This is a genomic window from Carnimonas nigrificans ATCC BAA-78 (assembly GCF_000526695.1).
In the GTDB taxonomy this organism is placed as follows: Bacteria; Pseudomonadota; Gammaproteobacteria; order Pseudomonadales; family Halomonadaceae; genus Carnimonas; species Carnimonas nigrificans.
Map to the genome: position 1 here is coordinate 509,304 of NZ_JAGO01000010.1, position 17,687 is coordinate 526,990.

At 57.1% G+C, this 17,687-nt stretch carries 12 protein-coding genes; 4 read left to right on the forward strand and 8 right to left on the reverse strand.

Annotated features, from left to right (window positions below):
• Nucleotides 1-380: 380 nt before the first annotated feature.
• The 6 genes from L881_RS12760 to L881_RS0103590 form a co-directional block, all read right to left on the reverse strand.
• Nucleotides 381-1,529, reverse strand: a complete 1,149-nt coding sequence (locus L881_RS12760; RefSeq protein ID WP_211238880.1) for a sigma-54 interaction domain-containing protein — start codon at nt 1,527-1,529, stop codon at nt 381-383.
• 127 nt (nt 1,530-1,656) lie between these two features.
• Complete coding sequence (gene pdxY / locus L881_RS0103565) at nt 1,657-2,544, reverse strand: pyridoxal kinase PdxY (RefSeq protein WP_025732347.1); 888 nt, start codon at nt 2,542-2,544, stop codon at nt 1,657-1,659.
• 107 nt (nt 2,545-2,651) lie between these two features.
• Nucleotides 2,652-4,064 (reverse strand): sugar porter family MFS transporter, encoded by a 1,413-nt coding sequence (locus L881_RS0103570; protein ID WP_025732348.1) that lies wholly within the window; start codon nt 4,062-4,064, stop codon nt 2,652-2,654.
• 437 nt (nt 4,065-4,501) lie between these two features.
• A complete protein-coding gene (gene tal / locus L881_RS0103580; protein WP_025732350.1) occupies nt 4,502-5,452 on the reverse strand; it encodes a transaldolase in 951 nt (316 codons plus the stop codon).
• A 456-nt stretch (nt 5,453-5,908) separates the two neighbouring features.
• A complete protein-coding gene (gene xylB / locus L881_RS0103585) occupies nt 5,909-7,408 on the reverse strand; it encodes a xylulokinase (RefSeq protein WP_025732351.1) in 1,500 nt (499 codons plus the stop codon).
• Nucleotides 7,409-7,679: 271 nt separating this feature from the next.
• Entirely contained in the window at nt 7,680-9,167 is a 1,488-nt protein-coding gene (locus L881_RS0103590; protein WP_025732352.1) for a mannitol dehydrogenase family protein, read from the reverse strand.
• Between the two features lie 324 nt (nt 9,168-9,491).
• On the opposite strand from L881_RS0103590, the gene L881_RS0103595 reads away from it, so the two are divergent.
• From L881_RS0103595 to L881_RS0103605, 3 genes are all read left to right on the forward strand, one after another.
• A complete protein-coding gene (locus L881_RS0103595) occupies nt 9,492-9,737 on the forward strand; it encodes a hypothetical protein (RefSeq protein WP_025732353.1) in 246 nt (81 codons plus the stop codon).
• A 276-nt stretch (nt 9,738-10,013) separates the two neighbouring features.
• On the forward strand, nt 10,014-10,724 hold the full coding sequence (locus L881_RS0103600) for an MgtC/SapB family protein (RefSeq protein WP_025732354.1): 711 nt from the start codon (nt 10,014-10,016) through the stop codon (nt 10,722-10,724).
• A 263-nt stretch (nt 10,725-10,987) separates the two neighbouring features.
• Entirely contained in the window at nt 10,988-11,989 is a 1,002-nt protein-coding gene (locus tag L881_RS0103605) for an LLM class flavin-dependent oxidoreductase (protein ID WP_025732355.1), read from the forward strand.
• 112 nt (nt 11,990-12,101) lie between these two features.
• On the opposite strand, the gene glnE is transcribed toward L881_RS0103605, so the two are convergent.
• Nucleotides 12,102-15,110, reverse strand: a complete 3,009-nt coding sequence (gene glnE / locus L881_RS0103610; RefSeq protein WP_245587916.1) for a bifunctional [glutamate--ammonia ligase]-adenylyl-L-tyrosine phosphorylase/[glutamate--ammonia-ligase] adenylyltransferase — start codon at nt 15,108-15,110, stop codon at nt 12,102-12,104.
• Between the two features lie 260 nt (nt 15,111-15,370).
• Between glnE and L881_RS0103615 the strand changes: the two genes are divergently transcribed.
• Nucleotides 15,371-15,607: a hypothetical protein gene (locus L881_RS0103615; protein ID WP_025732357.1), complete on the forward strand. Its 237-nt coding sequence runs from the start codon at nt 15,371-15,373 to the stop codon at nt 15,605-15,607.
• Between the two features lie 306 nt (nt 15,608-15,913).
• Here the strand turns inward: L881_RS0103615 and L881_RS0103620 are convergent, their stop codons facing one another.
• On the reverse strand, nt 15,914-17,353 hold the full coding sequence (locus L881_RS0103620) for an NAD(P)/FAD-dependent oxidoreductase (RefSeq protein WP_211238881.1): 1,440 nt from the start codon (nt 17,351-17,353) through the stop codon (nt 15,914-15,916).
• Between the last annotated feature and the right edge of the window lie 334 nt (nt 17,354-17,687).

Genomic DNA, 17,687 nt, shown 5'->3' on the forward strand with positions numbered 1-17,687 from the left:
GTATAGCTAAACAATATGGCGCGCAGCCTACCAGTACCACGCCTTCACTCCATCATCAAAAAATGCATGACGTCATTCAATTTTGATCTAAAAACCTGATCGCCTTGCTTCCTCCCGTTATCACTAATCTCAAAAGTGCAGATACATAAGGCCCAGCGCATATTGCGGTATTGAGTACATCGCCGCCTCAAGCTCGCGGAAAGTACTACGATCAGGAGCTGCACACGCAGGTAGTACCGCCATCGCTATTTACCAGGAACGGCAATGGTGGGAAAAGATGTGCTTCCCTCTTCCTACCTGCAACAGCAGGCTGGCGCGAAGTGAACGTTATCCTCGTCATGAAAAGCCAAACGCATACATAAGACAGAGCCGCGCCGCCGTTACAGATAACCGAAGTGACTTAATTGAGTGCGCAGGGTGTTGCGGCTGATGCCAAGCAGTTTGGCGGCCTGAACCTGATTATTGCCGGTGCGCTGCATGGCGAGGCTGACCAGTTGATGAAGCACCCGAGAAAATACCCCTTCTGCATCAGCATCATGTTCGCTGCCTGAAGCAGCAGATACTTCATTAAGAAGTTGTTCGATAGCACTGTCGAGTTGAGCGGTGGGCGTAGTATTTCCTTGATGACGAGCGCCCGCCAGCATCAGATCTTCCGCTTCAATCACGCCATTGCGGGCCAGCAGCACACCGTGATGAATCGCATTTTCCAGCTCGCGAATATTGCCGGGCCAGTCATACAGGTGAAGACGCTGACGCGCCGCCTTGCTCAGCCGAGTTGGCGGCAGGTGACTACGCTGCACATAGAGATGAAGGAAATGCTCTACCAGCGGGTCGATATCACCGGGGCGCTGGCTAAGCGGCAGCACATCGAGGCGGGCCACGTTAAGACGAAAATAGAGATCTTCACGAAAGCGCCCTGCTGCCACCGCACGCTCAAGATCGACGTTGGTGGCCGCTACGATCCGTACATCCAGCTGGCGCGGCGCACGCGCTCCCAAACGCACCACTGAACGTTCCTGCAATACGCGCAGCAGCTTGATCTGCATCGGCAGCGCAAGATCACCAATTTCATCGAGAAATAGCGTGCCTTTATGTGCCGTTTCGAAATAGCCCGCACGCGCTTCGGTTGCGCCGGTAAAGGCCCCGCGCTCATGCCCGAACAGCTCGGCATCGGCCAGTGCTTCTGGCAGCGCGGCACAGTTGATTGCCACAAAAGGGCCTTCAGCACGTCGCGAGCAGGCGTGGACATGCCGCGCCACCAGCTCTTTGCCGGTGCCGGTTTGCCCAACAATCAGCACGCTGGCTTCGCTCTGCGCAAAACGCTGAATACGCTCTTCCAGTGCTCGTGAGCGCGGATCATTGAAGACCAGCGCCGTCGCACGAATACTGGGCGGCGTCAGGCTATCCGAACGGCGTTTAAGCTCCAGCACAGCGCTACGTCCACGCGCAGGGGTGGGCGGTGCGGCAGTGTCCAGAGCAAGCGCTGCTCCATCCATGCCAAAGTAGTGGTCGTCGCGGGTGTAGGCCATGCCCTTCTCACTGTTGGTTTCTCAACACCCGTCTATTAAAACCGCCCCTCGATCATTTATTAAGAAATAAAAACCGATGGCGTTATTCCACTAAAACATATACCGCCAATGTGCCTGAACTGCCCACTCACTCCGCCAGCTCAAAGTGATACTCCCCGCTCGGCGTAACCAGCTGCTGCTGAGCTGCGATCAACGGCAGATCGCGCATACCGGCACGAGTATGCTGCAAAAGCTCGGTCAGAGCGCCAGTGGCATGCTCCAAGGCCCGACCGATGTCGCGATAGCGCAGGTAATCCCCCAGCAGCACTGCCGAGAAGGTATCGCCCATTCCGTTGGGTAGCGGCTCCAGCACAATGCGCGGCGCTTCTACATAGCCCGCTTGCTTACGCGATACCGCCAGCGTGCGCAGCCGGTTATCGGCAACATCCGGCGTTACCAGGCTGGTAATAACCACATGCTCAAGCTGCTGTTCGCGCTGCAACAGCTCACGGGCAGCGGCAATGGCATCACTGGTATCAGAAAGCGAGCGCCCAATCAGGTATTCGAATTCAAACTGATTGGGCGTAATAAGATCGGCGCAGGGCACCGCGCGACGCTGCATGAATTCGGGAATTCCCGGGCGTACAAACATGCCGCGCCCCACATCCCCCATCACAGGGTCACACAGATAGAGCGCCCCCGGTTGGTGGCGGCGAATTTCCCCCACCACATCGAGAATGGCTTCACCGGTTCCCGCATCCCCCTGATAGCCTGAAAGTACCGCACTGCATTGCGCCAGCACACCGCGTGCGCGCAATCCTTCCAGAACATCTTCGATATGCGATGCGGCAAACACTTGGCCACGAAACTCGCCATAGCCAGTGTGATTGGAGAACTGCACCGTATTGACCGCCACCACCTCGATACCCAACCGTTGCAGGGTGAATACCGCCGCCGAATTACCCACATGACCGTAGGCCACATGGGACTGAATAGATAGCACTATGGGCGTTAAAGGTGCGCTTGCATCACTCACGATAGCTCTCCCAGACCAAAACGAAAAACGGTCGCAACCATAAGGCTGCGACCGTTGAGTATAGCTCTCAAGCAGTGCTGGCAACACTGCTCGAACGAGTGATCAGATCAGCGAGAGCGTTTCTTGCTCGAAGGGAAGAAACGGTGGTGGCGCAGGTCATGTTCGATCTCTTCCAGCGAACGGCCCGCAGTTTCCGGCACCATAAAGATAACGAACAGCACCGCCAGCACTGAAATGGCCGCGTAGACCCACATGGCGTAGCTCAAACCGATATGGGCAATCATTGAGAGCGTGGTCAGACTGACAATCAGGTTGAACGCCCAGTGGCTGAAGGCACCGATACTGGCTCCTTTACTGCGCACGTACAGCGGGAAGACTTCCGAGATAATCAGCCAAATGCAGACCCCGAAGCCACCGCAATTAAGCGCCAGGTAGGCAATCAGGCAGACCACGATCAACGATTGTTGAGTAGTCGTGAAATCGCCGGTACTGCCGTGGAACAGAAAGCCCAGAATCACCAGCGCAATCACCGAGCCGGGAATCATGGTCAGCAGATAGCGGCGACGGCCCACCTTGTCGATAATCAGCGACCCGACCAGCGTGGTAATGGTAATAAGAACAGCGCCACCAGCCGGTGCCAGCACTGAGGCAGTATCGCTAAAACCCGCATCGTGGAGGATGGTAGGCGCATAATAGATGATCGCGTTGTTACCGGTAATCTGCGAAAACATCGCGATACCGAAGCCGACAATAATGGCTGGCCGCAGCCATTTGGTGGTCAGCAGATCCTTCCAGCTTCCCTGCGGCTGGTTGGCTACCTCTTCGATTTCCTTCAGCTCAACGCGAGCAGACTCTTCTTCGCCACGTACACGGGTCAGAATGCCGAGCGCTTCTTCATTGCGCTTCTTGCTGACCAGCCAGCGCGGACTCTCTGGCAGCACGATCATGCCAATCATCAGAATCACCGCGGGGATCACGCCAAGGAAGAACATCCAGCGCCATTCATGGCCCAGGATATAGCCCCATAGGTAAGCGAAGCAGATGCCCAATACCACCATGAACTGGAACATCACCACCATGGTGCCGCGATGCTTGGGCGGCGTAACTTCAGCGATATAGACCGGAATAATCTGACTGGCGCTACCGGTAGCAAGCCCCAGCAGAAAACGTGCCAGGATCAGCACGGCAATGGAAGGCGTCGCGGCTGACATCAGCGAGCCAATCACGAAGACCAGCCCTACCAGCATGGTGGCACGACGGCGGCCCAGGCGGTCAGAGATTGGCCCTGTACCAATACAGCCTACCAGCGCACCCGCCACAATCGCCGAGGTGACAAGCTCCTTGCTTTGATCGGTTACCTGGAAATCATCTCCCAGCCCCAGCAGCGCTACTCCGATGATACCGGTGTCATAGCCAAACAGCAGGCCCCCCAGGGCGGCGATCACCGAAATAACGGCCACCAGCGCTCCGCCCGTTAGCCCTTTGCGGGAAGAGGCAGAGGAAACAGAATTTGTATTCATATCTAAGAACGACCTTTACCAATCACCTGCCTACGTCAGGTCAGGTGCGAGATGTAACTATGCATATTGCAATTGAACGAAGGCAGCATGCTACAGGCCGTGGCAACGAGATATACAACCAAAGTTTAAGTACGTAAGTTTACTAAAAGAAATCAGCGTTTCCTGTGACGCTTTTTTATTGCTGTCACTTATAACCTGATGCTTATCAAGGAATAATAAAGCCGCCAGAAAGAGCGGAGAAAAGGCGTAATAAACGTTCCCTCTTTCGGCGGTGTTCCCATAAAAACCATCCAGATCGACGCTCTTCGTCACCGTAACGACGTGAGTAATAACTCGCTCTTTGGCGTGACAGCCCATAAAAAAACGGCCCCTGAGCATGATGCTCAGGAGCCGTTACTGTGCATCAGCCGCCCGTCAGAAGCGGGCGGCCTTGGCGGTTACAGCTTTTTGCGAATCAGATCAGCCAGTTTCTCGGTATCTTTCGCGAAGTTGCGGATACCTTCGGCAAGTTTGTCGTTCGCCATCGGATCAGCGCTGTGCTGCCAGCGGAATTCGGCTTCAGTAATGCGCTCACCACGTTCTACCTTCTGAACGTCGGTAGCGATGCCGGATTCTACTTCACCTTCGGTGTTGCTCATCTCTTCAAGCAGAGCAGGAGAGATGGTCAGGCGGTTCAGGCCGGCCAGCGCCAGAATCTCGTCGGTATTACGGAAGCTTGCGCCCATCACGATGGTTTCATAGCCGCGCTCGGAGGCGTATTTGGCAACACCACGCACGAACTTCACGCCCGGATCTTCATCGGCACTGTATGACTCGGTACCGGTTTCCTTCTTGTACCAGTCGAGTACACGGCCAACGAACGGCGAGATCAGGAAGACGCCAGCTTCGAAGCAGGCACGCGCCTGAGCGTCGCTGAACAGCAGGGTAAGGTTACACTGAATGCCTTCTTTTTCGAGGATTTCAGCGGCCTGAATGCCTTCCCAGGTAGAGGCCAGCTTGATCAGCACCTTGTCAGAAGAAACACCTGCTTTCTTGTAAAGGTCGATCAGCTTGCGCGCCTTGGCGATGCTGGCGTCCTTGTCATAGGAAAGCTTGGCTGCCACTTCGGTAGATACGCGACCGGGCACGATCTTGGAAATTTCGGTACCCATCGCCACCGAGAGACGATCAATAATGTGATCAACCTGGCCTTCGCCGGTTTCTTCAGCAGCCGCTTCCTTCACAACAGTGTCGATCAGCTCTTTATAGCCGGGAAGATCGAACGCTTTGAGAATCAGTGACGGATTGGTGGTGGCATCAACCGGCTGATATTTCTTAATCGCTTCAAGATCGCCTGTATCGGCAACCACTTTAGAGAACTTTTTGAGTCCTTCCAGCTGCGTCGTCATATCTGTCTCCTGTTTGAGGTACGGGTACCTGTTCGGCCCGAGAGGCATCGTGTTCTCGGCTGCCCAATGCGAATTGCGTTTCAAGCTGAGTGTCGGCGTACCGGAAGCCACAGGCCCTATGCCGATACGTCACGGAAAGCACCGCAAAAGAGGATTCTCATCCTACCGCATCAGCGGCAATGTTGCGCGCTCCATGCAACGCTTTGCCACTATTTGTGTATTTTTACCACGTTCTTTTACCACTTCCGCAATAAAACCGCTCTGCCAGCCCACGAAATACCCCTTGGCGCGCTATTCTCTGCCGCGCTGACTTGCCACAAATGAATGGCAATATCCTGTATCACTGCGGGCAACATGCCCAATAATCAACACCTGACATCTCATCAAGCGGCATTACGTGCATCGTTAACGCCAGCCCATCGCACCTGAACAGTCACACTTCCAAGGAAGCCTGACTTATTTCACCTCGGGGTAATGCTGGTGCAGCACCTCCAGATAGCGCTGATACAGCTCGCGATAGCGGCCGCTCTGTTCGGCTTGCGGCACGCAGCGTGTCGATTCATCCAGGCGAACCGCCTGACTGCACAGGGTTTCCAGCGTTACCGAGTTTTCTGCCCACTGCCCATGACACCACAGCGCTTGCAGCGCGGCCCCCAGCGCGGCGGCCTCTGGGCTTTGCGGGCACACCAGTTCGCAGTTCATGATGTCGCTGACCATTTGGCGCCACAGCGCACTTTTCGCGCCGCCCCCCACCAGCCGGATATGCTGCGGTGCAGGCTGATCGGCAGGCAGCAGCGCATCAAGGCCGTAGCGCAGCCCGAAGGTAGTACCTTCCATGACCGCGCGCGCCAGATTGTTCGACGACATATTGAAGCTCGACATGCCGACAAAGCTGGCGGTAGCCGTAGGCAGTGCGGGAACTCGCTCACCGTTGAAGAACGGCAGGCAGGTAATGCCCCCTGCTCCCGGCTCGGCACTGGCAGCGGCCTGATTGAATTCGTCCAGCGTCATGCCGAGCGTAGTGCGCATCTGCGTGGTGGCGGAGGTCAGGTTCATGGTGCATACCAGCGGCAGCCAACCGCCGCTGGATGAGCAGAAGTTGGCCGCCAGGCCATTCTGGGTAACCATAGGCTGATCGCTATAGCCAAACAGCGTGCCCGATGTCCCCATGCTCACGGTCATGAGGCCGGGGGTAATCGCCCCCGTACCGATAGCGGCCATCATATTGTCGCCGCCGCCGCTTGAAACCAGCACCTCGCGAGATAGCCCCAGCCGCTCGGCAACCTCGGGCAGCAATTGTCCGGCTGGCTGATGTGATTCAATTACGCGGGGCAGCACCTCATCGCTATCAAGCTCCGGCGCAACAAGAGCGAAGGCTTCACGGGACCACTGCCGCTGACGTGTATCGAAGTAACCGGTGCCCGAGGCATCCCCTGCTTCAGTGACGCGCTCGCCGGTCAGATAGAAGTTCAGATAATCATGCGGCAGCAGAATGGTCTTGATGCGGTCGTAGGCATCACGGTGGTGACGCCGCAGCCAGGCGATCTTGGAAGCCGTATAGCCGGTTTGCAGCACGACGCCCAGTGTGTCCAGTGCTCCCTGGGGGCCGCCGAGCTGTTCGAGCAATTCGGCATTTTCAGCGGCGGATTCAGTATCACACCACAGCTTGGCCGGATAGACCGGCTTGCCATCGGCATCAAGCGCCACCATGCCGTGCTGCTGCCCCGACACCCCGATGCCCTTGATCTGCTGGCCCGATACGCCGGCATCGCTGAGCGCCTTCGCCAAAGCCTCCTCGAACGCGCTCACCCACTGCGAAGGCTGCTGCTCCCTGCGCCCGTTGTCCGCCTGATCCAGCGAGTGAGCCACCGAGGCAGTGCCGATAATGCGCAGTGAATCGGCACTCATGATGACCACTTTGGTACTCTGAGTACCGCAATCCACACCGACGTACATGTTACGTTCCTTATCGTTATGCTGTGATGACACCGTGCACTGCATGTCGCCACGCTTATACAAACCGCCGTTAAACGACCAGCCACCCGATGCGCTGTGTCAGTATTCTGTCGTTTCTACTGCTTCCAGCAAGAAGAAACAAATGCGCTGGAAGGTGCTCATCAAGGGCACTGTCATCAGCGCCCGCTGATCAATGTGTGACTACGCAAAAGTGCGCTTGTATCAAATTCCGGAAGCAACAGCGCGACACAAGCCCGTCGCCCCCTTCATGCTACTGGTCACGATAAACGTAGGCTTCCAGCGTGGCCCGCGCGCCCTTACTGTGCAGCGATTCAAGCATTTCAAGATAGAGCGCATGGAAGCGTTCGTATTCGGCCAGATCGCCAAACCAGTGCACGTTTTTAAGGAAGGCGTCGGGCTTGGAATCATTCAGACCGGCCATGGCCGATACCATATCGCTCTGGCGATCGACGATCTCGTAATGTTCGCCCTGATCGTCCACGCCTTCCGCATAGCGCGCCCAGCCCGCCACGATAATGGCACACATGTGCAGCTCGCCATCGGAGGCCAGCTGATCGCGAATCACCGGCACCAGCCACTTGGGCAGTTTCTCCGATGACTCAGCACACAGTCGTGCCAGTGTGTCGCGAATCTGTGGATTGGCAAAGCGCTCAATCAACTGGTGACGGTACTCGTCCAGATCGACACCGGGCACCGGCGCCAGTGTCGGCGACGCTTCACGCTCCATATAACGTGTAAGGAAATCGACGAACAGCGGGTCTTCGCACACATCATGGACATAGCGGAAGCCCGCCAGATAGCCGAGCAGGCCAATCGCCAGATGGCCGCAATTCAACAGGCGCAGCTTCATCAGTTCATAGGGGAGCACGTCATCCACGTACTGCACGCCGACCTTCTCAAGCTCCGGCCTTCCCTGAGTGAAGCTGTCTTCTACCACCCACTGCTTGAACGGCTCGCACACCACCGGCCAGGCGTCTTCAATGCCGAACTTTTCGCGCACCAGGCGGCGATCATCATCGGTGGTGGCAGGCGTGATGCGATCCACCATGGCGTTGGGAAACTTCACATGTAGTGCCATCCACTCGGCCAGCGCCTTGGATTTGCGCTCGGCAAAGGCCAAAAAGGTATCTCGCGCGATATCGCCGTTATTGTGGATATTGTCACACGACATCACGGTGAAGGGGTCCAGCCCCGCCTGACGCCTGATATCCAGCGCCGAACAGATCAGTCCGAAGGTGGTGCGCTGGGGGTATCCTTCAAGATCGCTGATCACGTTGGGGTTATCGAAATCGAACTGCGCCGTCGCAGGATCGAAGTTGTAGCCCCCTTCCGTAATGGTCAGCGACACAATTCGGGTACTGGGGTGCGCCATGCGCTTGATCACCGCGAAAGGGTCATCGGGGGCGTAAAGGTACTCGCCCAGACTACCGATCACGCGCGCATCAATATCGCCATCGGGCTTTTTAACCAGCAGCGTATAAAGCCCCTGCTGATGATCGAGTACCTCTTGCATGCGGCGATCGTTCTCCATCAGCCCCACTCCGCAGATCCCCCACTTCAGCGCCTCTTCGCTTTGGCACATCAAGGTATCCAGATACATCGCCTGATGAGAGCGATGAAAGCCCCCTACGCCGAAGTGAACAATGGAGACTTCAAGCCTGGTGCGATCATAGGTAGGAAGCTGGACATTGGGATGATTGGCAAGCGTCGCGAGAATATCGTTGTTCAGATAGCGCATGAATGACCTCTCCAGATTCCCGTGATGGGTGTGGTGCCGAGCTATGGCAGGGTTACATGGTCATCATGCAGAAGCACAATGCAATGCAACTAATGGCGAATATGGCTCTTCTTCTATAGTCTCCTATAGAAGGAAGGCCGTTCGACTGCATCCATGCCTTGGCAGTGGGCATGCACTCTGTTCATTCAGGCTGAAAGTTGTCATCATAGGCGCCATTATTTCTGCTGGCTGCTGGGGTATTTCCCATCTCTTCACGCCGCCATGCACACCGTATGAATTTCCCGATGGCTGTACCAGCGGCTGCCGGACGACGAGGTAACCACCATGTTGATGCTCGATATCGAAAGCACCCTGATCTGCATCGCGGTCATGATTTTGCAGCTGGTGATACTGCGCTGGGTCGATAAACGACTTGATTATGCGCAAATGAACAACGCCTACGCCTCTGACTGGGGTAGCGGCGCAAGTTCCACAGCACCGGGAGCGGCGGCAGTAGGCAGCGCCCTGCGCAAGCACCGCAAGAATGTGGCTGGAGCAGCCAACGACAGTACTGATGAGCAGCTGCCGTGATGCGGCGATCGCACTGAGAGAATCAAAGGCCGAACCTTCACGTTCGGCTTTTTTATTGGACTCGACAAACACTCCTTGAGAGTGCGCCAGAAATCAACAACACTGCCACTCTGCGCAGAAAAATGCGGGGCAGCCTAAACGTTACTGCCACCGAATCGGGCTTCGCATCTCTTTTTGCACTCTTTTGCGCTTTCATTCGGACGCAACTGCTGGCCTTCTCGTCAGGCAAGATTAAAAAACAACATAACAACGTTCACACCAAGGAATACGCACCTCATGCCAACCATTGAAGGTCAATTCGGCTTAGGCATACAACTAGCCGCTCTGACACTCGCGTTTGTTCTTTCTGCCTTGATTGGACTTGAACGCGAAATTCGTCACAAAAGCGCGGGATTGCGCACCTGTACGGTCGTAGGCTTCTCTTCTGCGCTAATCATGCTGGTGTCGAAGTACGGCTTTAACGACATGATCGGCGACCCCAATGTCTCCATCGACCCTTCTCGTGTCGCCGCGCAGATCGTCTCCGGCATCGGTTTTATTGGCGGCGGCGTGATCTTTATGCGCCGCGACAATGTACAAGGGCTGACCACCGCAGCTTCCGTGTGGCTTACCTCCGCCATCGGCATGGCATGTGGCGCGGGGCTATTCAGCATTGCGCTGTTCGTTACAGCCGGGCACTTCGTCACCATGCTGCTGTTCCCGCGCCTGTTCCGCACCCTGCGCAACAACCAGTTGCTGCCGGTACGCCTCTCGATCTCCTACTTCAACGATGCGGGAGTACTCGGCAATATCCTCTCCCGCTGTACCAACATGGGCTTCACCGTCGAGAGCTTCAACGTGAATAAAGGAATCGAGAGCGAAGGCAAGCAGCGTGTGCGCGTGACCCTCGATCTGCGTGGCAAGCAGCGACTGCCGAATCTGGTCGGTCAGCTCGGTGAAATTGACGGCGTTATCAATGTTAACAGCGCCGAAGATGACGATATGTAGTGCAATCAGGGCCTTGTTGCGGAAGCCGTTACCGCTATAAGGCCCCTGTCGCTGGATAAAAAGAGGCATTGTGTCCATGAAGGTGTGTAATGCCTCACCAGCCGCAAGCGCCGGAACACTGGCCATTGCGTAGCTGCTCGTAAGAAAAATCCCCACCGCAGATGCTCGCCGCTGGGCACCTTCCTGCTTGTAGATATCCCAAAGCATCCCCAGATCAGCACCATACCCCACGCATTTTGCGCGTGATGCCTTGAGGATTTTTCATGACACGTTTAACCACTACGCCTCTCTCAGTGCTCGATCTGGCCCCTATTCGGGACACCGGCAGCGCTGCCGAGAGCTTCAAGAATTCGGTGGCGCTGGCGCAGCGTGCCGAAGCGCTTGGCTATCAGCGGCTCTGGATGGCCGAGCACCACAATATTGATGGCATCGCCAGTGCAGCAACCTCCGTGCTGCTGGGCCACGTTGCCGACCACACTGACTCCGTTCGGCTCGGCAGTGGCGGCATCATGCTTCCCAACCACGCGCCGCTGGTGATTGCCGAACAGTTTGGCACCCTCGCTACCCTGCACCCCAACCGCATTGATCTTGGCCTGGGGCGTGCCCCCGGCACTGATGGTGCCACCCTGCGCGCCCTGCGCCGCGACTACAGCGCTGCCGACACCTTCCCTGATGATGTGATGGAGTTGCTCGGCTATCTCGGCGAGTCCTACCCCGGTCAACGCATTCACGCCATTCCCGGTCAGGGCACTCAGGTGCCGGTATGGCTATTGGGTTCAAGCGGTTTCAGCGCTCAGCTCGCCGCACGACTGGGCCTGCCCTTTGCCTTTGCAAGCCATTTTGCACCGGCCTATATGCATCAGGCGCTGCGCCTCTACCGTGAGCAGTTCACACCTTCCGAGTATCTGGCGGAACCTTACGCGATGCTGTGTATTCCCGTGGTTGCTGCTGAAAGCGATGAACTCGCTAACTACCACGCCAGCGTGATGCAGCAGAAGTTTCTCAATCTGCGGCGTGGCCGCTCGACTCGCGCACGCCCCCCGGTAGAATCACTGGACTGGTCGCCCATCGAACGCGCTCAGGTGCAGGAGCATCTGTCGGCTGCGGTTGTTGGTGGCCCCGAGCGAGTGCGCGATGGGCTGAATGAATTGCTGGAGCAGACCCAGGCCGATGAACTCATGCTTAATGCCGATTTTTACGCCCTGGAAGATCGCCTGCGCTGCTACGACATCGTGGCTGACATCGCACAGTTGCAGGATAGATAAAAGCGCCCCTCCCAACGTTCACTGCCCGCTACAGGCGGGCAGTAAGTTGTATCAGGGGGCTAATCATATGGCGGCCCTCGCGCCACGCCATATGGCCCGAGGAAACAGCAGCTTAACTGAAGCCGGCCTCGACTTGCCCTTCTTCCATCCAGCACTGCCAGCAGTTCGTGACGCGCTCACGCTCCTGCTTGAAAGCGGTGGGCGCGACACGAGAGCTACGCTTGGCTAGCGCATTCAGGTGGTTGGCGTCCCGATAGTGAAGGTAGGCGTCGTGCAACGCCTTGATAGCGTCACCGGGCCAGCAGCCGCACTCACTCAGCGCTTCGAGAATTCGTACGTTATCGCTCCACTGGCACAGTGCAGGGTATTCACTGGCAAAGGCCAGTACCGCGTATTGGTCGATAAATTCGATATCCACCATGCCGCCCGCGTCCTGTTTCAGATTGAAGCAGTCTGAATCCTCCTTCGCAGAACTCAAGTGCTCGCGCATCTTATGGCGCATGCTGACCACTTCCTGGCGTAACGTCGTGCGTTCACGCGGTTGTGTCAAAATATCGCGCCGCAATTGTTCGAAGTCGTGTCGTAGCTGGGGGTGGCCGGCAATCGCTCGCGCCCGCACCAGTGCCTGATGCTCCCAGGTCCAGGCGTGCTGGCGCTGATAGTCGCCAAAGGCGCTCAGGGAGGAGACCAGCAGCCCCGAATTGCCCGAAGGACGCAGCCGCATATCCACTTCATAGAGAACGCCGCTGGGCGTCACTACGGTCAGCATATGAATGATGCGCTGCCCAAGTCGGGTAAAGAATACGTTGTTATCAAGCTGACGCGGGCCATCGGTGACACCGCCAGTGGTAGCGTTATGAATGAAGACCAGATCAAGATCAGAGCCGTAGCCCAGCTCTATACCGCCCAGCTTGCCGTAGCCAATCACCGCCAGCCCCGGCATATCGCTCTGCTGATGCGGTGACTGCGGTTGCCCATAGCGCCCCACCATGCGTCGCCATGCCATCTGTAGCACGCGCTCGACGATCACTTCAGCGATCAGCGTCAGGGCATCGCTCACCTGCATCAACGGACGCAGCCCAGCCAGATCAGAGGCCGCTACCGACAGTACCTGCGCGTGCTTGAACATGCGCAGCGCTTCCAGTTGCGCCTCTTCATCTTCTTCAGGAATACGCAGCAGCGCCATATCCAGCGAGGCCGTCAGGCTTTCGCGATCAGGCGGGGTATAGAGCGTGGCGGGGGTTAACAGCTCATCAAGCAGATGGGGATAGCGCGCCAGTTCTTCGGCCACCCACGGACTTGCGGCACACAGGCGAATCAATTGAATACGTGCTGCATCGCTTTCACGCAGCAGCGACAGATAAGCGGTACGCCGCAACACCGCCTCCACCAGCGGCAGAATACGCGCCAGCACCACATCGGGGGGCTGATCGCGATAATGCACCCGTAGTCGTGCGCTGCTGGAAGCGTGCTGCGCAGAAGCGCTATCCGCATCAGCCATGGTTTGCCGATATTCGCTTACGATAGACGCCAGCAGCAGCGGCATCAGCGCATCCAGCCGCTGCTGCCCGATCCGCTGCATGGCGCGTGCCGCGTGAGAATTCGCCAGCCCCTTGAGCAGTGACAATGAGCGTAAAGGCTCGACAAAGCCGTGCTGCGATAGCGTGGCTGCGGCTTCCGTCTCATCAAGATCACCCTGCCACAGCGCCCGCCACTCACGCATGTCAGGACTACTGACATCTTCTGCCTGCGGTTCTTCGTCACTAGAGATAACTGCATCAAACAGCCCATGGACGCGCTGCCGTAGCGTGCTCAGTTCTTCTTCCAGCAGCGGCCAGCTCGCACGCCCCAGCGCAATCGCCAAACGTTCGCGATCTTCATCGTTATCAGGCAGATCCTGGGTTTGGCGGTCATCCAGCGCCTGAAGCGCATGTTCGCTATCGCGCAGCAGCAAATAGTCGGCTTCCAGCGCCGCTAACTGCTCGCCGGGCAGTAGCTCCAGCTCCCCCAGCGTAGCCATCGCCTGCCTCAGCGACGGGGTTTGCAGTTCGGTATCACGGCCACCGCGCACCAACTGGAACACCTGCACCACAAATTCCGCCTCGCGAATTCCGCCCGCACCTAGCTTGATATTGTCGTGCAGGCCACGCCGCCGTACTTCGCGGTTAATCATCGCCTTGGTGTCACGCAGCGATTGAATCGCCCCGTAATCTATATAACGTCGATAGATAAACGGGGACAACCGCTCAAGCAACGCCTGCCCTGCGTCAATGTCTCCCGCAATCGGACGAGCCTTGACCAGCGCGAAGCGCTCCCACTCGCGCCCCTGCTCAAGGTAGTAACGGTCAAGGGAAGCAAAGCTCGCCACCAGCGGGCTGCCTTCCCCCAACGGCCGCAAGCGCATGTCCACGCGGAACACGAAGCCGTCCATGGTGGTGCTATCCAGAGCGCGAATCAGCTTCTGCCCAATGCGGGTGAAGTAATCCAGATGCGCCAGCGAGCGCTTGCCGCCCTGGGTATCGCCGTCGTGGGTATAAGCAAAGATGAGGTCAATATCGGAAGAGAGGTTCAGCTCCCCCGCGCCCAGCTTGCCCATTCCCAGCACGATCAGCGACATGGCGCCGCCATCCTTGTACCAGGCACGCCCCCAACGCGGCGCGAGAAACGCCTCCAGCCAGCCCAGCGCTCCCTGTACCATCACATCCGCTAACTGCGACACCGCCGCCGCCGTATCCCACGCGCTCTTCACGTTTCCCTGAGTAGCATCGCGGCACAGGTCACGCCAAATGATCCCCACCATCCACTCACGACGCAGCTTGCGCAGGGTGGCCGCCAGTTCATCTTCACTATGGCAGGCGCTGAGTGCTTCATTAAGCCGCGCACGCATATGCTCGCGGGAAGGTGGCTGATGCAGCTCGCCGCCAGCCTCCAGGCGTTCGAGCAGCTCAGGATCACGCTGAAGTGATTCAAGCACGAATAGAGAGACCGTGGTCACATGCAGCAAATCGGGCGAAGTACGCCATGGCGAGGCGAGCGGAATATCGGCAAGGACACTGCGCGTGGCGGTAACAAGCCGCTGGCGTACCGCGTCAGGCGCATGGAAAGAGGAAGAAACGGACACCGCGAACACCTCCGAAGACAAACCAGCAAAGAACATTCGCCCAGTGTAGCGAACCTGCGCAGGCGCTGCTCACCTGCTGATATTGGCGCGCCCTCCATGCAATCTTCTCGCTGCACAAGCTGATGCAACATTTTGTCACGATAGGGTCACAACGGAACGCTAGGGTAGCTCCCGTCACCGCGCGCCTCTCCCGGCAAGCGCCTACCCCGTAAGGATATGCAGCGCATTCATCGCGCCGCCGAGCAACGAAGGAGCACCCTATGCCCCGTTTTCGTCACCTCCCGACTCCTGCGCACCGCGACACCCGCTACCGTATCGAAGTGTTTGAGCGGCTGCCCGAAAAAAACACCTACCGCTTTCGCGCCTACGATGGACAGTACTGCGTCTATACGCATCAGTTCCTGCCCGCCATCGCCGCAGGGCGCACCCCAGAGCAACTTACCGAACTGTTTATCAAGGCGACCGAGCGCGAAGTGGAAGCAGCCGCGATTGCGTAGTTGGTGGGTCTCATCGGCAGCTATCTGGATATTGCATGCTCAAGCGGTGGTGGAAATGCCTGGGATGACGCACTACCGTCGCCAGGGTATTCACGCGACCTTGATGCTGCGCTTCCGTCATATAAAAGGGAGTGCTCACTCTGTAAGCACTCCCTGCTGGTGTTACCTGAACACAACGCCCTAAATGTGCGGCTAATTTTGTGAGCAGGATGAGCTACCGTCATCCCTCATGAAGCCACTCACATCAAGAGGATAGGGGCTGCACTGATAGCGGTTACGCTTATCCAAAGGCATTTTGAAACGGCATCAGGCTTCCAGACCGGCGCCGTTTTCCCCCTTCCTCAACATGAAATTAACGCCCATTGTCAGGAACGGTTCTGGCGGGTTATCGGATGGCTTCGGCGAGTTCAGCAAAAATTCGGTCAGCTCGTGACGCTTGCCCGCCAGCAAGTCAGCCAGCAACGTACCGGTGGCTGTTCCACGGACGGTCCCCAGACCATTGTGCGCCACCGCCGCATAGACATTGGGCCTTAACTCACCAAAGACCCCGGCATCGTTCCGCGTCATTGCCAGTCCTCCGCCCCAGGTATATTCAAAGGGCACGTCGGCAAGCTGCGGGAAGCGTCGTTCAAACGAGCGGCGATGCACCTCGCGGAATTTTTGGGTATAGCCAGGTTTCGAGCGTCCGTCCGCGTTAAAGCTCATGCTGTTGCGCACGAGAATCCGGTTATCGTGAGTGCGACGCACGGTGCTACCAAACGGGTCAGCCGGAATAATGCCCCAGAACTCCTTGCCACCGAGATCTTTCTGCTCTGATTCAGTCAGCGGGCGAGTCAGACTCCCATAGGTGAAGGTCGGCAAAATAGCGCGTGGGTAGAAGCCAAACTGGGGCGCAAAGGTGTTGTTGGCGAGAATCAGCTTGTCCGCCGTAATACGTCCCGAAGCGTGCTGAAGCACCGGTTTGTCGCCAAAATCGACAGCCGTGATCGGCGTCTCTTCATAAAGCTGTACGTTTTCGGGCAGGCTGTCCGCCAGTCCTTTCACCAGACCAGATGGCTGAACCAGCATAGTGCCGGGGCTGTAGAGCGCCTTTTTATAAAACGACGTGCCGAAGATATCAGTCAGATCGCTTCCCGCAATCAGCTCGCACGGCTGCCCCAGCTTCTGAAGCCCGCCATGATAGGCGTTCAGTACCTCTATGCCGTGATCCTCCACGGCCGCCTGAAACTTGCCCGAGTGACGCAGGTGCGCTTCAGTGATGTTATGTTCTTCTACCAGCTCATGGAGAATACGCTGCCCCATCTGGTTGATATGCAGGGTTTGCCGGGCAATCGCGGGATCGCCAATGTAATCCGGCGCATTGATATTGTGCGGCACGTCGATCAGAAAGCCTGCGTTTCGCCCTGACGTACCAAAGCCCACCTGCTGCGCTTCCACCAGAATGATACGGTCATCGGGGAAGTTATGCGCCAGCTGCCTTGCCACAGCTAATCCGGTAAATCCCGCCCCGATAATGACCCAGGGCGCCTTGTCATCACCGATCAGGGGCGCGTTGGGTGTGCGCTTCTGGCTGGTATGGAACCAGCCCGGAGTAGGATCGTCGGAGGGCAGCGCTTCAACCCTTTGCAACGATTCCGGGTCACTGGGCAGGCTGTCGTAACTGTAGTTGGTCGCAAGGCCACCGACAGCGGCAACACCTACCCCCGCTCCTGCCCCTGCTATTAATTTCCTTCTTGAAATTGCCATCGAAACTGCCACTCCTTCACTGAAATCGGCATGCCGCGCAGTCAGACAGCTTCCATACCACCGAAGCCGACCTCTTTGCCTGGTATACGCGGGAGCCATTCAGGTCATGGCGGCTGGCTATCCAGATGCTGACTGTCACGAAAATTGCGGTGTAAATGATCTTGATGAATGTATAGAAGGAAATATATCTTCTGTCTACTTTATGTCTAAAGTTTCTGTGAAGTCTGACTTTTCATGCGTCATTAGCAATTAGACCAAGGTCGTATCTCTTTGCGTGTGTCGAAGCAATCAAGCGAAGTGAGCATTCAAACGACAAGGCTCAAACCATATACAA